The organism is Butyrivibrio sp. NC3005 (assembly GCF_000424545.1).
In the GTDB taxonomy this organism is placed as follows: domain Bacteria; phylum Bacillota; class Clostridia; order Lachnospirales; family Lachnospiraceae; genus Butyrivibrio.
The window spans coordinates 1-20,532 of sequence record NZ_AUKC01000027.1 but is presented as its reverse complement, the minus strand read 5'-3'; the positions used below and the strand labels follow the sequence as shown (position 1 = coordinate 20,532).

Annotated in this window: 15 protein-coding genes; 9 read left to right on the top strand and 6 right to left on the bottom strand. The window is 30.5% G+C overall.

Going from position 1 to position 20,532, the window contains the following annotated elements; genetic code table 11:
* Positions 1–123: 123 nt before the first annotated feature.
* The 3 genes from G634_RS0108550 to G634_RS0108540 all read left to right on the top strand — a co-directional run bounded on the left by G634_RS0108550 (position 124) and on the right by G634_RS0108540 (position 4,294).
* Positions 124–1,851, top strand: coding sequence for a GGDEF domain-containing protein (locus tag G634_RS0108550; RefSeq protein ID WP_026504941.1), 1,728 nt, complete (start codon positions 124–126; stop codon positions 1,849–1,851).
* 17 nt (positions 1,852–1,868) lie between these two features.
* A complete protein-coding gene (locus tag G634_RS0108545; RefSeq protein WP_026504940.1) occupies positions 1,869–3,551 on the top strand; it encodes a GGDEF domain-containing protein in 1,683 nt (560 codons plus the stop codon).
* A 98-nt stretch (positions 3,552–3,649) separates the two neighbouring features.
* Entirely contained in the window at positions 3,650–4,294 is a 645-nt protein-coding gene (locus G634_RS0108540; protein ID WP_035799416.1) for a trimeric intracellular cation channel family protein, read from the top strand.
* A gap of 96 nt (positions 4,295–4,390) precedes the next feature.
* Here the strand turns inward: G634_RS0108540 and G634_RS0108535 are convergent, their stop codons facing one another.
* Both G634_RS0108535 and G634_RS0108530 read right to left on the bottom strand, forming a co-directional pair.
* A complete protein-coding gene (locus tag G634_RS0108535) occupies positions 4,391–6,154 on the bottom strand; it encodes an ABC transporter ATP-binding protein (RefSeq protein WP_026504938.1) in 1,764 nt (587 codons plus the stop codon).
* Positions 6,147–7,880, bottom strand: a complete 1,734-nt coding sequence (locus tag G634_RS0108530) for an ABC transporter ATP-binding protein (protein WP_026504937.1) — start codon at positions 7,878–7,880, stop codon at positions 6,147–6,149. The genes G634_RS0108535 and G634_RS0108530 overlap by 8 nt, the downstream gene beginning before the upstream one ends.
* A 164-nt stretch (positions 7,881–8,044) precedes the next feature.
* On the opposite strand from G634_RS0108530, the gene G634_RS0108525 reads away from it, so the two are divergent.
* Positions 8,045–9,820, top strand: coding sequence for a glycoside hydrolase family 2 protein (locus G634_RS0108525; protein WP_026504936.1), 1,776 nt, complete (start codon positions 8,045–8,047; stop codon positions 9,818–9,820).
* A gap of 140 nt (positions 9,821–9,960) precedes the next feature.
* On the opposite strand, the gene G634_RS0108520 is transcribed toward G634_RS0108525, so the two are convergent.
* From G634_RS0108520 to G634_RS0108505, 4 genes are all read right to left on the bottom strand, one after another.
* Complete coding sequence (locus G634_RS0108520) at positions 9,961–10,239, bottom strand: HU family DNA-binding protein (RefSeq protein WP_026504935.1); 279 nt, start codon at positions 10,237–10,239, stop codon at positions 9,961–9,963.
* A gap of 298 nt (positions 10,240–10,537) precedes the next feature.
* Positions 10,538–11,413: a hypothetical protein gene (locus tag G634_RS0108515; RefSeq protein ID WP_026504934.1), complete on the bottom strand. Its 876-nt coding sequence runs from the start codon at positions 11,411–11,413 to the stop codon at positions 10,538–10,540.
* A 113-nt stretch (positions 11,414–11,526) separates the two neighbouring features.
* On the bottom strand, positions 11,527–12,393 hold the full coding sequence (locus G634_RS0108510; RefSeq protein WP_026504933.1) for a hypothetical protein: 867 nt from the start codon (positions 12,391–12,393) through the stop codon (positions 11,527–11,529).
* Between the two features lie 31 nt (positions 12,394–12,424).
* Positions 12,425–13,189, bottom strand: a complete 765-nt coding sequence (locus tag G634_RS0108505; RefSeq protein WP_026504932.1) for a ParA family protein — start codon at positions 13,187–13,189, stop codon at positions 12,425–12,427.
* A gap of 2,176 nt (positions 13,190–15,365) precedes the next feature.
* Here G634_RS0108505 and G634_RS0108500 point away from each other — a divergent pair.
* From G634_RS0108500 to G634_RS0108480, 5 genes are all read left to right on the top strand, one after another.
* Positions 15,366–16,556, top strand: coding sequence for a replication initiation protein (locus tag G634_RS0108500; RefSeq protein WP_026504931.1), 1,191 nt, complete (start codon positions 15,366–15,368; stop codon positions 16,554–16,556).
* Between the two features lie 32 nt (positions 16,557–16,588).
* A complete protein-coding gene (locus tag G634_RS0108495) occupies positions 16,589–17,605 on the top strand; it encodes a M14 family zinc carboxypeptidase (RefSeq protein ID WP_026504930.1) in 1,017 nt (338 codons plus the stop codon).
* Positions 17,606–17,666: 61 nt separating this feature from the next.
* The gene (locus G634_RS0108490; protein ID WP_026504929.1) at positions 17,667–18,272 is read left to right on the top strand and encodes a hypothetical protein; all 606 of its coding nucleotides are present in this window, start codon (positions 17,667–17,669) and stop codon (positions 18,270–18,272) included.
* A gap of 202 nt (positions 18,273–18,474) precedes the next feature.
* Positions 18,475–18,753, top strand: a complete 279-nt coding sequence (locus G634_RS0108485; protein WP_026504928.1) for an HU family DNA-binding protein — start codon at positions 18,475–18,477, stop codon at positions 18,751–18,753.
* A 225-nt stretch (positions 18,754–18,978) separates the two neighbouring features.
* Positions 18,979–20,259: a hypothetical protein gene (locus G634_RS0108480; protein WP_026504927.1), complete on the top strand. Its 1,281-nt coding sequence runs from the start codon at positions 18,979–18,981 to the stop codon at positions 20,257–20,259.
* Positions 20,260–20,532 lie beyond the last annotated feature (273 nt).

Sequence of the window (20,532 nt, the reverse complement as noted above, 5' to 3'; positions counted from 1 at the left end):
CTATTTCAATATTGCAATTTGCCAAAATAAAACGTTTATCAAACTAATTTATTATCAGATTTTCATTACATACCGATATTACAATAGAAAATGATTTTTATTTTGTTTTATTAAGGGTAGGTTATGCAGACTAAAAAGCTTAATGTAACAAAAAAATATATAATTTGTTTTTTTCTTGCAGCTCTTATTCCATTATTGTTGCTTGCTTTTAATGCTTCTGTAGTTAATACAAAGCCGCAATATGAAATAACTGTTTTAGATACTGGGTGGACTTTGCAAAAAAATGAAGCCAATCCTATTATGAATGTTAATATTGCATCTCCTAATTTAGGCACCACCCTGTCAGGTGATGTACTAACTATAAGCCATAAAATTCCAGATTTCCTTGTACCTGGTTCAGCTATTGTATTTCGTACGGCTATGTGTACTGTTAATGTATACATAGAGGATAATCTTGTTGAAAGTTTTGGTCAGGATTATGATAGAGATAAAAAAATCCCTCCAAAACATTTTGTATATATCCCCCTATCTAAAAATCATGCAGGAAAAACTATTAGAATCGAATTTACCGTTGTTGAAGATTATGCTGTTACAGGCTTTTCAAAAGTTTACTATGGAAACGTTGAAGATATATCCTCTTTTTTACTTCAGGAAAAACGAATGCACATGTTCATCGGAATTTTTCTGATTGTTTTTGGAATTGAACAGTTTGTTCTATCAATTAAATTTTTTAAGAGTCTGGATCAAGATATATCTCCATTTTTCAGTTCTCTGATTTCAACAAGCCTTGGGTGTTATATATTATGCTATTACTCTATTTTCTGCCACATATGTAACAATGATTATTTATTTACACTACTTGAATATCTTACACTTTTCACAATTCCGATTGGAATATTCGGATTTATGATAAGTGGTCATATTTCTTACGGAAAAAAATTTTTAAATATATTAATTACATGTAATCTTTTGTTTCTACTTACAACTACAATTTTGAATTTTTCTGGCATTATGCACTATTGCCATTTCATCACCCTAATGCATATAGGATCTTTAATAGAATCTATTTATGCTATTTATATTCTTATACGTTCTATTCTTAATAATATTCAGAACTCTCATTCATTGAACGTAGAATATTACGAATCAACTGCACCGACAAATGTCCTTTTACTTGGAGCTTTCCTCTTTGTTTCATGCTCTATTTTTGAAATTGCCAAATATGATATGCTCAAATTTTTTTCTCCTAGTGGAGAATTTAGAACTGACATAAGCTTTATTACTATGGGAGCTCTTTTCTTCGTTATATGTGTTAATATCAGCTACTCATTAAGTCTTGTCAATAAAGTTAATAGTAAAAATATTAAAAGTCAGCTCGAAGGAATTGCATATACTGACCCACTTACAGGACTAGCCAACCGCTCTCGTTGCGAACAGATTCTTGAGAGTCTGACAAACTCAAAAAACTATTTTGCAATCATAAGTATCGATTTAGATCATCTTAAGGCAGTCAATGATACATTTGGTCATACTGTTGGTGATACATATATCATCACTCTAAGCAATATGCTAAAAAGTACATTTGAAGAACCCTCTGTAACAGGAAGAATGGGCGGTGATGAGTTTATTGTTATAATGCCATATTCCAATAGACAACATATCAAAACTCTACTTGCCTCTTTGTCACAGAAAAAAGACGATTATAATGCCAATAATCCTGATATTAAACTATCTTTTTCATATGGTGTAGCATATAGAACCAACTTCACCCAGTCATCTAAAGATATCTATAATATGGCTGATAATAACATGTACAAAATGAAAGCATTGCATCATAATTCGAATAATTGATTTTAAAGGAGTTTTGTATGAAAGGAAGAGTAACCCTTCTTATACTACTTATTTCAAGTTTTTTTATCACAATTACATTTGGTCTTTTAGTATGGACAATTAATTCACCTCAGCTTTTTAGTTTAGCTTTTTTATCAGATGGATGGAATTTAGAATTAAATGGAGAGCAATATAACAATATCAATACTGATAAAGTTAGAAGTATTATTTTTAATAAAGCAAAAAAAGGAGATGTTGTCTCTTTTTCGACTGTTCTTCCTGATATTGATAACCCTCCTTTTCCAAGTTTAGGAATATATACCTCTAACAGTGCCTATAGCATTTTTCTCGATAACCAACTTATTGGGTCAGATTTTCATAAATTATATGATTCTAATGATTTTATAGGTGGTGGGTATAATTTTATTATGCTTCCAGATGATTATGTCGGCAAAACATTAAAAATAAAGCTCTGGATAACGGTTGATTATTCTTATCATAACTTTTTAATTCCGATGATTGGTAGTTATCATGATCTTCGTTTTGCTGTTTTTCGCGTGCTTATGCTTCCAATGCTAAGTGGTATTTTTCTATGCCTTTTTGGAGGTTTTTTTACATTCGTATCGCTTATATTTTTCCCTATTCTTCCAACATTAAAAAATCAAATTTACAGTTCTCTTTTCTCTCTGGTTTTTGGTCTATGGATGTTAGGTCATTTTAGGTTAACATCTTTTTTTGCAAATGCAAGCTTCGGAACATCTGTTGAATACTCTTCATTAATACTTTTAATTCCGCTTGCACTTTTATTGTTATGTTCCTTATATAAGAACAAAATTACAAAATATCATATAATAGCATCTATAATTGTTATATCAATTTCTCTTACTCTTATTCTTTTACATGTTTTAAAAATTATTTTTATGACCTCTACTATTTTTATTGTTCACATTATAGGTTCTATTATTATTGGTCTTATTTTATACTGCCGCTTTAAAACCTTTAAAACTCATTCTCTTTCAAAATCTGATTCAACCTTGTTAAACGGTATATCTATACTAAGTATCTCTCTGATTTTTGATGAAATATTGTACTATGCATCAAATAGCTTTGATTCTATAGAAGGTCTTATAGATTTAATAATCATTCCGATTGCTGCTTTTATTAATGCTGCATGCATTATAAGTAATTACTATCTGTATGTCACTGAAGCCTTGGCTCAGCAGCAAGAAGTGGTATCTTTGGCGCATCTTGCATATGCTGATGGTCTTACTAATCTTGCAAACCGTTCTAAAGCTGATAAATATATTGCATCTTTAGAAAAAAGCAACGAGGATTATACAATAATTTCTTTGGATCTAAATGGACTTAAAACTGTAAATGATGAATTAGGACACTCTGCCGGTGATCAGTATATTAGAGAGTTTGCCCTTGCTTTAATGGAAAGCTTCCAAGAAATACAATTTACAGCTCGCATTGGAGGTGACGAATTTGTTATTATAAGCAATATAACAGATATTGATATTATTCAGAATTATCTCTATAAAGTCCGCCAAAAACTTGAGTTATTAAATCAATCTGATACAAAGTATTATCGAAGTGTTGCTGCAGGCTTTGCGATGCGTCATGAAATTAACAGCAATAATTCTCGTGACGTATACCTTCTTGCTGATAAAAGAATGTACATTGACAAGCAGAAAATACACGAAAAAATGTTCCATTAATACTCTTTTTCTATTTAACTCTAAAAAAAATAATGTTAAAATGTAATTTACTATCTTTATAGCTAAAATAGACATTATATAATAAGGGTTGAATAAAAATGAGTAATTTAATGTTTTTTTTGAATGTGATTGGTACAGCTGCTTTTTCAATTTCAGGTGCGCTTACTGCAATCCGTAAAGAACTTGATTTTCTGGGGGTTATCATACTTGGTACTATTACTGCTGTAGGTGGCGGAATAATGCGTGATATTCTAGTTGGAAAACTTCCTCCCGACGCATTTGTTGATCCCATTTATGCTGCTATAGGATGCCTTACTGCAATGGGAGTGTTTTTTTATGTTTATTTTCATCTCCGTGGTTATCGCAAAATATGGGGCATAGGATTTCAGAAAATAGTGTTATATGCTGATACCATAGGACTTGCTGTTTTCAGCGTTTTAGGCGTACAGGTAGGTTTTGACGTTGGTGAAGGTTCAAATTGTTTTTTAACTGTGTTTCTAGGTACAATAACTGGTGTAGGTGGCGGCTTACTAAGAGATATACTTGCAGGTGACAAACCTTACATTTTGTGCAAACATGTCTATGCATGTGCTTCTATGGCGGGTGCTCTGACATGTACATTATTATGGAATATAATTGGCAAAGAAACCTCAATTATTATCAGTGTCGTCATAGTTATTTTGATAAGATTACTTGCAATTCACTATAAATGGAATCTTCCAAGGATAAAAAACGAATACTAATACTATTTATTTTATGATTCGATTAATAAAAATCTTTTACATTTAGCTCAAAAAAATGGATGCCGCACTCTTTTCTTTAATGCGACATCCGTTTTTTTATATTGCTTTTCCAAGAAATTGACTCTGATAAAGATTATAGTAGAATCCCTTTGCCTTCATCAGTTCTTCATGATTACCTTTTTCAATTATTCTTCCGTCCTTCATAACAAGGATAATATCAGCATTTCTAATTGTAGACAGTCTATGTGCTACAATAAAACTTGTTTTTTCTTCCATCATGACATTGAATGCTTCTTGAATCTTAAGTTCAGTTCTAGTGTCAATGGATGATGTTGCTTCATCTAAAATAAGCATAGATGGCTTACTCATCATTACTCTTGCTATGCACAAAAGCTGTCTTTGTCCCTGCGAAAACTCCTCTCCGTTTTCTGAAATCACAGTATCATATCCATCATGTAATTTCTTTATAAATGAATGTATGTGACATATTTTCGCAACCCTTATCATATCTTCTTCTGATATATCAGGATTTCCCATAGTAATGTTTTCTCTAATCGTTCCTGATTTAAGCCACGTTTCCTGAAGTACCATTCCGTATCCGTTTCTAAGACTTCCACGCTTATAATTTTTGATGTCAACTCCATCCACTAATATTGCACCACTATTAACATCATAAAATCTCATCAAAAGATTAATCAGTGTAGTCTTTCCACATCCTGTAGGACCAACGATTGCTACTCTTTCACCTCTTTTAACTTTTAAATTAAAGTTTTCGATTAATTTTTGTTCTTTAACATACGAGAAAGAAACATCATCTAAGACTACTTCGCCATTAAAAAACTCTTTTTCAACTGCCTCTTGTTTTTCTTCACATTCACTTTCTGTTTCAATAAGTTCAAATACTCTAGTAGCACATGCAATAGCATTTTGTAGTTCTGTTATTACTCCTGAAATTTCATTAAACGGTTTGGTATATTGACTGGCATAACTCAAAAATGCTGATAATTGTCCAACACTAAGATTTCCTTTTATTGCACCTAATGCGCCCACAATTCCTACACTTGTATAAACCAAACTATTTACAAATCTTGTAGCAGGATTTGTAAGTGATGAGAAAAATGTAGCCTTAAGAGATGTATCCTCAAGCTTATCATTTATCGCATTAAACTTTTTCATCACGTTTTCTTTCTGGTTGAAAGCTTTAACTACTTTACTACCCTCAATCATTTCATTTATAAGACCAGTTTGTTCTCCTCTTATCTGTGACTGCTTATGAAAAAGTACAAATGTCTTTTTTGAAATAAATCCTGCTACAAAAAACGACAATGGTGTAATAACTACAACCGCAATTGTAATAAACACATTTATGCTAAGCATAAAAAAAAGAGTTCCTAAAATAGTGCATACTCCAGTAAAAAACTGCGTAAATCCCATCAGCAGTCCATCTGCAAACTGATCAGCATCTGTAATTACTCTACTTTCAATTTCACCATAGGAATGACCATCTATATATTTTAACGGCAAATGTTGTATTTTCTTAAATGCATCATTTCTTATATCTCTTACAACCTGATATGTCATCTTATTATTGCAAAGGCTCATTATCCACTGAGCTATAGCTGTTAATATAATGCACACTATTATTTGAATAATAGTGTTTTTTATTCCGTTAAAATCAACTTTTCCCTTCCCTATCATATAATCAACAGCAATACCTGTTAGTTTTGGAATATATAGTGTTAGGAATACGCTAACAAATGCAAACAAGAGTGAAATATATAAATATATTTTATATTTTCCAATATAGCGCATAACCTTTTTTACTGTCTGCGCCTGAATCTTATCTATCTTCTTAACCATTTACAGCCTCCTCTTTAGGGAACTGAGAATAATATATTTCCTGGTATACTTTGTTTTGGGCAAGTAGTTCTTCGTGTGTTCCCTTTCCAACAAGTTTTCCGTCATCCATAACCAATATTACATCTGCATACTGCACCGAAGCTGCTCTTTGAGAAACAATAAATGTAGTTATATCTTTTGACATATTTCTTATTGACATTCTCAACTTGGCATCTGTTGCAAAATCCAGCGCCGACGCACTATCATCCATTATTAATATATCTGGTTTTTTGATTAATGCTCTGGCTATAGTCAGTCTTTGTTTCTGGCCACCTGAAAGATTTCTTCCATTTTGTTCAATTTCAAAACTTGTTTTCCCAGGCTTTTTATCAACATATTCTTTAGCTTGTGAATACTCTAATGCTTTTTCAATGTCATCTTTACTTGCATTTTCTTTTCCCCATTTAAGATTTTCTTCAATAGTTCCATGAAAAAGCTCTGCTTTCTGCAAAACAATACCTATTTTATCTCTCAACAAATTGTAATTGTATTCCCTTACATCTCTTCCAAAAATACTAACTTTACCTTCAGTTGCATCATAAAATCTTGGTATTAGATTTACAAGTGAAGATTTTCCACTTCCAGTTCCACCGATAATTCCAACTGTTTGCCCTTTTTGTATCGTAAAAGTAATGTCATCAAGAGCCTTTCCCTGCCCTCCTTTATATGTAAGAGAAACATGGTCAAAAGATAAAACCTCGTTATTATCAGTATTGATTACTTCTTCTTTTCCATTAACCATATCAGGCTTTGTGTTAATAACCGCAGCTATTCTATCACCACAAGCTACAGCCTTTGTCGTTAAAATAATAAGATTAGCCAGTTTAACTAGTTCTATCAAAATTTGAGACATATAGTTTATTAATGCAATTACCTGACCCTTTGTAAGAATCCCTGTATCAACCTTTACTGCTCCTGAATAAATTAGTGCAATTGTTGCAAAGCTAATCATAAGATATGTTATCGGATTCATTAAACCTGAAATTCCACCTACGAATTGCTGTTCCTTCGATAAAGCTTTTGTATTTTCAAAATAATTTTTCTCTTCACTTTCTTCTTTGTTAAAAGCTCTTATTACACGTACACCTGTAAGGTTTTCTCTTGTTCCTCTTGTAATAAGATCAAGTCTTGCTTGCGCTTTCTTATAAAGTGGCATTGTTATAAGCATTATTCCAAATACTACTATTGCCAAAAGTGGAATTACAATTACAAAAATAAACGCTTCACTAGGATTAACTGTAAATGCCATTATCATTGCACCTATAACGACAATTGGCGAACGCATGAATAATCTTAATACCATATTCACGCCAGATTGAACCTGATTAATATCACTAGTCATTCTAGTTATAAGTGTATCAGTTCCAAAAACATCTGTTTGTGAAAACGATAAAGAATGAATATGTTCAAATAGAGCAGAACGTAACTTTGATGCAAAGCCTGTAGCTGCTTTGGCAGCATAAAACTGTGCTGTAATTGATGCTGCCAAACCTACAATTCCAAGTAATACTAATACTCCGCACATTTTCATTACATAAGTTTTGTCACTATTTACTATTCCAACATCTATGACAGCTGCCATAACAAGTGGTACAATAAGTTCAAAACATGCTTCTAGCATCTTGAAGATTGGCGCTAACACTGATTCCTTCTTATAATCTTTTAAATAAATTAGAAGTGATTTCATATCGTTTCCTTTCTTTAAAGAGTTTTGCTTTGGCATCTATTCTCTTTTAGATAAAACTTTTGGCTCTTAGCTAAATACAGATTCTGATGCTTATATCATTTTACGATATTTATGCTAAAAATCAAAGAATCACCACAAGAAACCTTATATTTTAGGAGTTTTCAATGTTTAAAATTAATTACAATTTCAACTATTTACTCACCCATGAAGGAGAAAAACTTGGTAACGATATTCCTTGGAACGAATACCCAAGACCGCTTTTGAAAAGAGATTCCTTCCTTAATCTCAATGGTTTTTGGAAATTTAAAGTTCAATCAAAATGTAAAATTCCTTCTTCATATGACATGAAAATACTCGTTCCTTTTGCACCAGAATCTTTATTATCAGGAATTTGCAAGCATTTCGATGAATCAAGCTGGCTTTTTTACGAAAAGTCAATACAACTTCCATCTGATTTTTTCAAAGATAGGATCTTACTTAATATTGAAGCTGCAGATTATACAACACTTATCTGGATTGATGGAAAAGCTGTCAAACGCCATGATGGTGGTTCTTTACACTTTTCATGTGATATTACTGATTATTTCATTGATAATCCTTATGAAACTCACACCATAACAATCGGAATCAATGATAATCTTTCTGATTTAAGCCATCCTTATGGAAAGCAAACTCTTTCAAGAGGAGGAATGTGGTACACACCTTTCAGCGGTTTACAAACAACATGGATTGAGTCTGTTAATGACGAATATATAGAACATATACTTTCAAGATATCATAAGGAGACTGTTTATATTGATACCTTTGATTCAAATTTTAATGGTACTGTTTTCCTTCATCTAGATAATGAAGTTAAAAGGTATCCGCTTAATGATGGAAAAGCAGTTATCAAGCTTCAAAATCCAAAACTTTGGTCACCAGAATCACCTTATCTTTACCATTATTCAATTGAACTTGATTCTGGAGATACAATATCTTCTTATTTTGCAGCTCGAACAATCGGTACAAAAAAGATTAATGGTGCTATGCGTACTCTCCTTAATAATAGGCCTGTATTTTTACATGCACTTTTAGACCAAGGTTATTACAGTGATGGACTAAATCTCGCTGCATCGCCTAGATGTATGGAAAATGACATCTTAAAAATGAAAAAACTTGGGTTCAATACTTTAAGAAGGCACATTTCTATTGCGCCTGACTTATATTATTACTATTGTGATACGCACGGAATGTTAGTTATTCAAGATATGTTGAATAACGGAGATTACAGCTTTTTCAGAGATACTTTAATTCCCGGCATTACTGAAAAAGCTCATATCAAAAAAAGTGACAGCTGCATGCACAAAGACAATGAAACACGCAAAACTTTTGTTAAGACAATGCTTAAGACTGTTGATCAGCTTAGAAATTTTCCATGTATCTACATGTGGACCATTTTCAATGAAGGTTGGGGACAATTTGAATCAAGTAAAATGTATGATCTTCTAAAAAAATATGATAAAGGTTCCAATAGACTTATTGATTCTGCTTCAGGTTGGTTTAGAGGTGGAAAATCCGATGTTGACTCTTATCATGTTTATGGTCATCATTTTCATTTTAAAAAATCTGATAAAATTATTATGATGTCGGAATTTGGTGGAACTGTTTATAAAATAAAAGAACATTCATTTAATCCAAATCGAACTTATGGTTATGGATCTAAGCCAAAAACCAGAAAACAATTTGCTCGTCTTATATATAATCTTTATAAGCGTGAGGTTTTTCCATATATTCAAGATGGACTTTGCGGAACAATTTATACACAATTGTCTGACGTCGAAGATGAAACAAATGGCCTATTAACCTATGACAGGCGAATTACTAAAGTTCTATCTGCTGAAATGGTTCCGATATCTTCTTATATACAAAAGCTTATGACTAAAGCATGTGATAAACTCTAATATAATTGTAATCGTCATTTCATGACTAAAAAGGTCGTGAAATGACGATTATCACTTCACGACCTTTTAGTCACTGTTTTCATTCAGCTGATTTTTGTTTTTTGCTAATACTACTTACAGCAACCCCTTGCATACTCTTATCACTTCTTGTTTACAGCATCTTTTAATGCTTTTCCAGCTTTGAACTTTGGTGCTACAGATGCCGCAATGTTAATTGTCTCACCTGTCTGAGGATTTTTTCCTTCTCTAGCAGCACGTTTTACTGTATCAAATGTGCCAAATCCTACAAGCTGAACCTTTTCTTTCTTTTTTAAAGCCTTTGTTACAACATCGACAAAAGCTTTCACTGCAGCCTCAGAGTCCTTTTTTGAAAGTCCTGATTCTTTTGCAATTGCATCAATTAGTTCTGTCTTATTCATTTGTCTTCCTCCTCAACATTAGGATTTTTAACAACTATGTTAAGTTTACACCTACAAAAGAGCATAATCAAGGAAAAAGTGCCCATTTTATGCTAATTTTTGCATTTTATTTCGATTATTTATCGTTTTTTCAATACTTTTTGTTTTACTCTGCTAAAAGCATGATAAAACCTTATTTTACTTGCTTTTAGACATTTTATTCCTTATTTTCTTTTTTCAAAAACTTGCATTTCCACATTGTTTTGTTATTTCAAGTCCTTGATTTCAACGTTTTTCCGTCAATTCTTTTTCGTTCTTTTTACTTATGTTGTGAAGGAATTAGATTTAGCTCTTTTACGACATTGGGTTTAGACTGTAGTCCGATATAATAAGCTGTCATTTCTCCAATTTCATTTGTAATTACATCATATCTATATTTTCCATCTGTATCTGAACATGTCAGCATAATATCGTTTGGCATATGTTTTTTTAAATAATTTACAGTTTTCTTCGTAACATTTAAATCAGAGTTCTCTTCATAATAGTCAAAAGCTCCAAAAGTATGCAGCATTTCATGGGCGTACACACTTGGAGGATTTATAAATCCATAATCTAAATTATATAAATAAACCATTTCATATGGATATGGCATTTCGTTATACCAATCTCTTGTACACGTAATTGCTTTACATTTTTCATCAGTATTTATTAAAACAAAAAAAATAATATTATCCGCTTTATACGAATCTATTAGATTATTTACATCTATTTTCTTTTCTATAAATTTCCAAATTGTATTATCATGATCCGTTTGATTTTCTAAATCGCATTTAAATTCTTCCTCTTTCATTAGATTTTCGTCTTTTGTAAAATCATATATAAACTTTGCTTCTTTGTTATATTTTTTTGCTTCAGTACTTAAATAATTTGTTGCTATTCTTAGATTATTTCTAATAGAATTTCTTGTATCAAGATCCTCTTTTTTCTTGAAGTTCCATGTATAATTATTATCCGATGCAAAAATGGAATATATGATTGTTGTGCCTTCAAGTCTTTCTGCACTTCCATGTTTATTATCTTCAATGTTCTTTCTATTATTTGTATTTTCTATTCTTGTTATTACAATTAGTATAAATACAATTATAAATACAAATGTTTTTCCAATAATCTTTTTATTTTGTTTCTTTTTATTCATATAACTATATATCTTTTCTTTAAATCTTAAATATATTTTTCCAAACTATATATACTAAAAGTAAAAAGACTAATTACTTTTAGTAGTTAGTCTTTTTACTTTTAGTATATACTCTATATTCTATTTTCTTTTGCTTTTCTATCTTCTTCTATTAGTTTATTTATATATAGTGAAGCATCTATTCCTTCTTTTGCCGTAACCTCTTCTATATAGCTGTTGTTAATTTCAAAAAGTCTTATCATTGGATTAAATGTATGAAAACCATCTACTCCCTGATATGCCTTCTTTATTATCTTTATTCCATCACCAATAGCTTTTTCTGCTGGATACTCTGCATGACTATATCTATATGCTCTTATTTGTCCTTCTGGAATCTTATTCCTAAAAGAAGTTAAAGCAATTACTTCCTTTGTATTTAAAGCTTCTCCATTTTTTATCTTATCATCAACAAACGCCAGAAATGCGATTAATTCTTCGTTACTCATTTCAGAAAGAATTTCAAAATCACCCTTACTAGGCTCTTGTTTACTTATTTCTTTTTCTTCCTTAAAATCCTCTTTTATTGTGACAATATCCTTTTTTTCATTTGATATATCCAGTTGATCTACGTCATCAATATTTCTACTTATAATTTCTCTTTCATCCTTTACTTCAGTAGAAACTACTTTTATATCCTCTTCTTTATTTGATGAATACTCTTTTTGTTCTTCATTTGCTGTATTTACAACCCTAGGAGCTTTTTCAATATTGATATCCTTTGAAAAAGAATCAATATTTTCTTTTTCGATTTCCTTACTATTTTCTACAATATTATTTATGGATGACTCAATAGTTTTATCTATTTTAATATCATCCTTAAAACTTTTTTCGTCAGTTACTTTATTTTGCATTGCATTGTGTGTTTCAGTAACAAGCGACTTGTTTTGAGCTTGTTTCAAAGATCCAAACATATCCAATTTCTTAGGTGCTGTTTTAGCCATCTGCTTTTTCCTCTCTTTACTTCCTAATCTTTTATGGTTCTCTTTCTAGAATTTCATCGACTAAATTCTTATAATCAAAAGATACTGTTGCAGATGGATGCTCTATAAAAACAGGCATAGAGGATGTTTGAATATCTTTTGCTGCCTGTGCTTTTCTAACATATGTTTTAAAATAAGGAATATTTAGTTGCTCGGCAACAAGAGGCATGTTTTCCAACATACTTTTATCTAGATTATTTCTTGTATCAATCATTGTCATCAAAATACCACATACGCTAAGATTTTCATTAGCATTTTCTTTGACATCATCGATAATCTTCATTTCATCTGCCAAACCATCGATTGAAAACTTATCTGCATTTATAGGAATTATACATCCATCTGATGCAGTTAATGCATTAATAACATATATTGACTGATCAGGATGTGTATCAATAATAACATAATCATATATGTTATCTATTTTCTTTAGCTTTTTTCTCAAAATCCTTTCACTTGCTGTTTTTTGCATAATCTGATAAACAACTTCATCGAGTTGAGGATCTCCTGGCACAATATCTCCGAGTGTTTCCGTGTGTTGAATTGCATCAGCTATTTCACATGCATCGGTCATAACATCGTAAATTGTGTATTCATCTTCTATTTTTGCACGATATACTTGAGTAGAGTTTCTCTGAGGATCCATATCAATAAAAAGAACTTTTTTTCCTCTAGCCTGCAAACCTGCTGCAATATTAAGCGCAGAGGTTGTTTTACCTACACCACCTTTTCTGTTACAAAAAGCTAGTACTCTCATGTTTTTCTCCTTTTTCTATTTTTAGTTGTTACCAAAATTATAAATACTAAAACATTAAAATCTATAATGTAATAACATTTATTTTAAACTATAGTACTAATAATTTCTTATATTAAAAGAATCAAGTTCTATTCCTAATATTCTTTATTATTGATTCCATAGTTCTATAGAATAATTTTTAATAATATATGTATTATTACCTTTTGTTATATATAGTATTATAAAATACTCTCAAAACTACAATGTTTTAATATTTAAACCCATATATACTACTCTCTGTTTTATTTGATTATGTACTTTATTACTTTATATAATACACTATATTTCTTATTATATTACATTATATTCTATTTATCAATATTTCATATATCTTTATCTATTGATTTTTATTTTAGTAATCATTAGATTATACACTATTTTATAATAATCTTTGTTATTTATATTGTTAGTCTATAGTATAATGCTTTATATTCTATAATATCTATTACTATGCAATTAAATGCTATAATCTATATAACAACATGATATAGTTTTTAATATAAAAGAAATAACATTATAATCTATTACATATTGTATTTAATACCTTTATGCCATAGATTGTATTCCAATATCAAATACACCATAGTTTATTATGTAATATAGTTCAATGTAAAAGCATTTGCTATAAATTCTATTAAAAGTTAGAATAACTACTTATAGAACTTACTATAAAAGATAATAGTATTTAAACTAGACGATATTATAATTTACACTAGGTTCAAATAGTGTTTATACTAATTACAAATAGGAAATAATGTAAATGTAAATAGTATTAACACTACTTGCATTTAGTAATTGCTTTTTAAAAAGTTACCATAATTATATAAAACAATACATATAGGGTCAAATTTCGAAGTAAAAAATATATTGTAAATAACAAGCCAATAGCAAAATATAATTACTAGTATAATGTAAAATAAATTTTAAGTTTATGAACATATTCATAAACAACAACAAAAAAGCTTTTTGTTTGTTTATATTAATAAACATATATTAATTAATTAAATATTAATATTAGAGAGGGTGCAAAAGCAGATAGAATAAGGATTTAAAGGAAAAGAAAACGAGAGAAATACGAAAACAAGAGGAGAGAAATACGCAGGAAGACGAGATATATAAGCAGAATATACGAGAAATTTACGAATACTATTTAGTGGTATTTGACGAGAAATATACGCAAGAATACGAGAAGAACACGCAAGAATACGAGAAATTTACTACCATATACGAGAAATTTACGCGCCTGATACATAAATATATTGAATTTTTTGTTTTGTAGTTGAGAAAAACAATTATGATAAATCGTATTTTACTTGTATAGTTAATTTATAAACATAGATAATGCAAAAAAATCAAAAATACGTATTATACTCGTAAAGTTGACACCAAATTCTAAAATGTCAAAATATTAACGTAAAAGTGGTAAATATCATGTCTCCAGGTAATTTAATAGACTAAAGTACTAAATAAAGAATTCGCTGATAACTTTAATAAAATAGGGGAGAAAAAAACGCAAATAGAAAAATATAAGGTGAACTATGGTATTGAGCGGAAATCAAAGAAATAAATAAGCGTAAATTACTCCACTACTCCTTAAGAAAAGGAGATAAATACGACATAAATAGACTAAGAGAGTCAATATGAACGTATATTTCTCCACTATAATACGAAATAAGCGTAAATTACTCCGCCATAATGAGAGGAAAAAGATAAATAGATAGTAGTAAATAGAGTAAATTTAGATAGTTTACGAGAAAAATACGCAGAAGATAGGATAAGAAGGACTACTGCGTAAAAATAGGGAAGAGTTAAGCGTAAAATTCTCAACCAAAACAAATTAGTATGACTTCTTGCTGAGATTTAGGATAATCATCAGCAAGAATCCTGCTTCGCAGGACAAAATTTGTTTTAACGACAAATTTGGGTCTGGTACGGTTATTGATTTTCCTGATGAATACAATAACCTATGACTTCTTGTCAATTTCATTCAGAAACTCGCAGTAAGTTCGAGTGTATAAATAAATGTTAGAAACTTGTATTTGAGGATATATCAAAGTAGTAAATTTCTCTACCAAATAAAATTACTTGTAGAGAAATTTACGTATGTATGATAGAATACGGAATATGGAGGTGGAGTATGCCATCAAATACAAAAAATACAAGTACAAATCTCATGCCTAAATCTGGTAATTATAAAAAGACAAATTTTCTAATTGGAGCAAAATATCATTCTACACTGATGGAAAATAAGATATTGGCTGTTGCATTATCTAAAATTCAGCAGGCGCAGGAGGATGATAAAGGAAATTTGGTTGTTCGATTACCAGCAAGTGATCTTAGGAAAGTTTTTAACGATAAAAATAGAAATTTATACAAGCAATTAAATGAAGTAGCACATACTTTGACAGGTCGAGTAATTGGAGCGACTGACCCAGAAATGAAGAGATTTGATTATATTTCTCTTGTTTCAAGATGCACTTACGAGGATAATATTCTTCAAATCAAATTTAATGGAGAATTAAAAAATCAGATTGTTGATATTAAAGAGAAATATACGCTTTTAAATTTGCCAATGATGTTGAAGTTTAGAAGTGTATATAGTTTTAGATTGTATGAGATTTTAAAAAGCGAAGCTTATAAAGCTTCATATCATAGTCAAAATAATATGTTTGGTTATGATATGCATTTTTCTCTTTCAGAATTGAAATTGGATTTAGGAATAGTAGATGCAAATGATCAAAAAGTTCGTCAGATTCTTTCTGATAAATCTATTCCTGATTATGACAAAGCGGTTCAAGAAGCGAATAATCAAGTAATGGCACAATGGAAAGATTTGAGAAGATGGGTAATTGATAAAGCAATTCCAGAAATCAATGAAATGACTGAACTTGAGGTAACCTACGATACAGATAGGGCAGGACGAGGAGGTAAAATAGTAGGAATAACTTTCCACGTCGAGACATCGAAAATTAGAGGTTCTTCGCAACCAAAGGCTCAAGAAATAAAGGAAGTTGATATATTTGAATTAGTCGATGAAGTTATAGAATTAATCACTGAAAAGATAACAGCAAGAGAAGCGAAGTCCATAATAGAAGCAGCTAATGGAGATATGGCAAAAGTTCAAAGAGCATATACTTTGTATAAAAGTCAAAAAAACGTTGATAATATGGTTGGATGGTTAATAAGTGCCATACGAGATGAATACCAGGAGGGAATTCGAAAGAGTAACGAAGCATACATGAACAAAGCTAAATATGTATATCAAGATACTTTTGAACAAAATGTATATGATTTCGATGAATTAGAAAAGAATCTATTGAAAAACTGATAATTTTAATTAAAAAGGGGTTAGGGAAGTGCATGAAGAAGAAAGTTTTATCATTGGTATTGTCAGGATTTTTGGGTATTTCAGCTTTTATATATGGATTTAGAAGTGAAACAATTGTAAATGCTACTGAAATTGAGATTGTTCAAACTGATCATCAGCTTTATACATATACAGAGATGGAAGAGGATATTGAAAAGTTGTGTAGCATTTACCCAACATTAATAACATCGCAAAGCGTAGGACAAACAGGAAATGGAAGAAACTTGGAACTACTAGTCTTAGGAAATCCAAATGCTCCTAAAAAAGTTATGATAACAGCCGCTATTCATGCAAGAGAATATATGACATCACAATTGGTTATGAAGATGACAGAGTATATCTGTCAAAACTATCAAAGTTTAAATGCAAATGGTGTTCCGTACAGTGAGTTGTTTCAAAATGTAGCGTTTTATATTATGCCCATGACAAATCCAGATGGAGTTAGTTTATGTCAGTTAGGAGCTAGTGCATCGATTCTCGAATCCTCAAGAATCTGGGCATCTTCATTTCCATCATTGAAAAAAATAAAGTCAAATGGGAATGGAGTAGATCTTAACAGAAATTTTTCTACAGGATTTGCAAATGGAAAACATGATCTTGGTCCTTCACTTTCTTCATTTTGTGGTTTTGCATCAGAGACTGAACTTGAAACTCAAGCAATTGAAAGAGTAATGAAAACATATAATTTTGATGCTTTTATAAATTATCATGCATGTGGGGAGCTGATATACTATGGATCAGGATGTTCAGATATAGTGAGTGGTATAAATTCAGCAAATTTAGCCAATTTATTACACGCTGTCACTGGATATAGACTAGTATCGCAATTAGGAAATAAACCAGCAGGTACACTTGCAGATTATGTTTCGGAAAATTACGCAAAGCCAACAACAACCATAGAGATTGGTAAGAGCACGCCGGTAAGTATTAAAGAATTCAACAATATCTTTGAAAAGAATAAAAATGCATGGGGATTTGTAGCACAATATGCTTATCTGGGAATTATATAAAGTATTATAGTTAGTAATGCAGTGGCAAAAAACAAAAGATACGAAGAGGATTGACGAGATTATGGCATTTACATTACAGATAAAAAAAAGATTATTTGGAAAAAACATCGAAATAAACGAGTTTTTAAAAAATACTGGAATGAGATTTGGCTCATACGATGATCAGGAAATGCTCAGGATTGGAGAGTCAGTTGATCATTCAATGGTTCTTTATAATCCAAGAAGACTTGGAAGAGGCATATTTTTTGATTACAAGAATAGAAAAAAAGGTTCTTATGAAGTATCTATGCAAATCCCTACTACCCCGGCAGAAATAAGGGATTTTATCAATATTGTCAAAGAGTTAGAGAGAGAAATTGGTAGAATAGACATTAAACGAACAGAAAATGGAAAAAAATATACTGTTTCTGAATTAGAAACAATGGTTTATGAATTTGATATCTATAATTTGAAAAGGTTGCACGAATTTATAGAAGACAATGAGAAAAATGGAGTTCCACAGATAATGACATTGGCTTTTTTTCCATATAAATTTAAAAACGATCAGATTTTATATTGGAAAACATGTGATGAAATGCGCGACTTTGAAGATGCAATAGATGAGGTTCAGCAACCGTACAATTTTTATGAAGGAACAGAAGGAAGAGGTCATAATGATTCTATTTAACACACAATGTTAAGAATTACTGTAACATAACGATTAAAAATCGATATATACAAAAAATAACAAAAGACATTATGTTAAAAACAGCATAAAATGTACAAATAAAGGCATTAAAAACGCGAAAACCCGCAAAAATACTTGCTTTAGAGAAATATTAGTGATAATATATCAATATCTAATAAATATTCTCAGGGAGGATACATAAATGAACAAGACAGAACTTGTTGATGCAATCGCTAAGGAGTCTGGACTTTCTAAGAAAGATTCCGAGGCAGCTGTAAAGGCATTTGTTGATGTAGTTACAAAGACACTTCAGAAGGAAGATAAGGTTCAGCTTGTTGGATTCGGTACATTCGAAACATCCAAGAGAGCTGCAAGAACAGGACGTAATCCTCAGACAGGTGAGGAGATTAATATTGAAGCTGCAACAACACCTAAGTTTAAGGCTGGTAAAGCTCTTAAGGATGCAGTAAACAATAAGTAATTTTCATAGATATTCGTATTTCGTAAATAGGGAACTATGAAGGACTGAAAGAAGAGATGTAATTATCTCTTCTTTTTTGTTATGAAGGGAAAGTAAAAAGAATGAAAATGAAATCTGAAAACAAACAAACAAACAAACAAACATACATACATACATACAGGTGTGTCTATTTTTACAGCAATAATAATGTTACTTACTTTTAATTATTGGGATGGTCAGACTTTAATGGTTTGGTCTGTAAGCAACTGGGATATACTATTTGAAGGTAGAGTTGCAGATTTTTATACCGAAAAAATAATAAATACACGAGGAGCAATACAGTTAGGAGGATGTAGTTCTCCATTGATGCTCATTCCGCAAATGATATGGAATTTTCCAATTTGGATAACACATTATTTTAATGGAAAACGTTTTGTTGGAACTATATTCTGTGTGTATTGGTATAAATTATTTCTATTAGCTGTGACACTAATGATAGGAATACTAATATACAGAATTATTAATAGAATGACTGGAGAGAAGAAAAAAGCGCAACTTGGGATGATATTAATGCTAGGATCAGCTCAAACGATGCTTAGTACTATGTATACAGGACAGGATGAAATAGTCTATTTACTTGCGATTCTACTAAGTTATGATGCACTAATTCAAAAAAAGAAAAAATGGTTTATTGTATGGGGAATAGTTTCTGTGACATTATGTCCAATAATGATTATTGGGTATGCAGTTTTAGTTGTTTTGAGTGAAAAAAATCTGATAAAGATTGTAGGAAAAATTCTTTTATCAATTATTCCAAATGGATTATGGAGTTTATATTCTATTGGAATGGAAAATAAAATAGAAGTTTCTATCAATGATTCAGAGTTTATAGATAAAATGATGAATATGGCAAAGTTTCCTATTACGACAGGAGATGCAAGTATTGTTGGAATAATCATATGCATAATTTTTATTTTAGCGTATTTAACCAAAAAGGAAAAAACAGAATTATATTTATTGTATTTGAATAGTATAATGGTTTTAATAAGTTTTTTTATGGATAATTTTTTCTATAGATTATTGATTTATGTTCCATTTACAATTTTGACAATTTTGGTCATAACAAAAGAAGAAAGAACTAATATGAGTTTATTGCTTTTTACTATATTAGAGTATATAAGAATGTTTGTTGGAGGCTATGAAAGTCTACAAAATCTAAACACTGCATATGTTGCAAAAAGTAAAATAATGGAAGAGCTGTTAATAAAATCAGGAAGCAATGCCATTGACGGATATAGATATGTAGTTGGAAAAATTTGTGAACATATCAAAATGGCAGGAAGTATCGTTCCATTGTTAAATAGTATGAGTATCGTTTGTGTAGGGGCGATTCTTTTTATTGCTTGTTACAGTAAAAGAGACAATAATCTTTTTAAGATGGATATTAATCGAAATTATATAATTGATGCATATATAGCATGCATGCCTATAATAATGATTATATTTTTTACAATTCTTTTTAGATGAATAAAACACCCTAAAACGATGTAATGATATAAAAACAATCAAAAACTGATATTGACATTTCTCGCTTACAGAGGTAAAATAGCATATGTTGTTGTAAGCGAGAAACTAAATAAAAGAATTAAAATATTGTTTAGAATTATCGACAGAAATGCAATAAGAAAATAAATTAGATTTTTTTAAAAAAGTTGTTGACAAATAAACCAATACGAGTTAAGATATAACACGTTGCGGCGAGCAAAACAGTCACAACAAACTAAAGAACTTTGACAATTA

Bases quoted from the DNA above. Each gene is read 5' to 3' on its own strand.
- G634_RS0108550 (WP_026504941.1), top strand. From the start codon at position 124: ATGCAGACTAAAAAGCTTAATGTAACAAAAAAATATATAATTTGTTTT.
- G634_RS0108545 (WP_026504940.1), top strand. From the start codon at position 1,869: ATGAAAGGAAGAGTAACCCTTCTTATACTACTTATTTCAAGTTTTTTT.
- G634_RS0108540 (WP_035799416.1), top strand. From the start codon at position 3,650: ATGAGTAATTTAATGTTTTTTTTGAATGTGATTGGTACAGCTGCTTTT.
- G634_RS0108535 (WP_026504938.1), bottom strand. From the start codon at position 6,154: ATGGTTAAGAAGATAGATAAGATTCAGGCGCAGACAGTAAAAAAGGTT.
- G634_RS0108530 (WP_026504937.1), bottom strand. From the start codon at position 7,880: ATGAAATCACTTCTAATTTATTTAAAAGATTATAAGAAGGAATCAGTG.
- G634_RS0108525 (WP_026504936.1), top strand. From the start codon at position 8,045: ATGTTTAAAATTAATTACAATTTCAACTATTTACTCACCCATGAAGGA.
- G634_RS0108520 (WP_026504935.1), bottom strand. From the start codon at position 10,239: ATGAATAAGACAGAACTAATTGATGCAATTGCAAAAGAATCAGGACTT.
- G634_RS0108515 (WP_026504934.1), bottom strand. From the start codon at position 11,413: ATGAATAAAAAGAAACAAAATAAAAAGATTATTGGAAAAACATTTGTA.
- G634_RS0108510 (WP_026504933.1), bottom strand. From the start codon at position 12,393: ATGGCTAAAACAGCACCTAAGAAATTGGATATGTTTGGATCTTTGAAA.
- G634_RS0108505 (WP_026504932.1), bottom strand. From the start codon at position 13,189: ATGAGAGTACTAGCTTTTTGTAACAGAAAAGGTGGTGTAGGTAAAACA.
- G634_RS0108500 (WP_026504931.1), top strand. From the start codon at position 15,366: ATGCCATCAAATACAAAAAATACAAGTACAAATCTCATGCCTAAATCT.
- G634_RS0108495 (WP_026504930.1), top strand. From the start codon at position 16,589: ATGAAGAAGAAAGTTTTATCATTGGTATTGTCAGGATTTTTGGGTATT.
- G634_RS0108490 (WP_026504929.1), top strand. From the start codon at position 17,667: ATGGCATTTACATTACAGATAAAAAAAAGATTATTTGGAAAAAACATC.
- G634_RS0108485 (WP_026504928.1), top strand. From the start codon at position 18,475: ATGAACAAGACAGAACTTGTTGATGCAATCGCTAAGGAGTCTGGACTT.
- G634_RS0108480 (WP_026504927.1), top strand. From the start codon at position 18,979: ATGGTTTGGTCTGTAAGCAACTGGGATATACTATTTGAAGGTAGAGTT.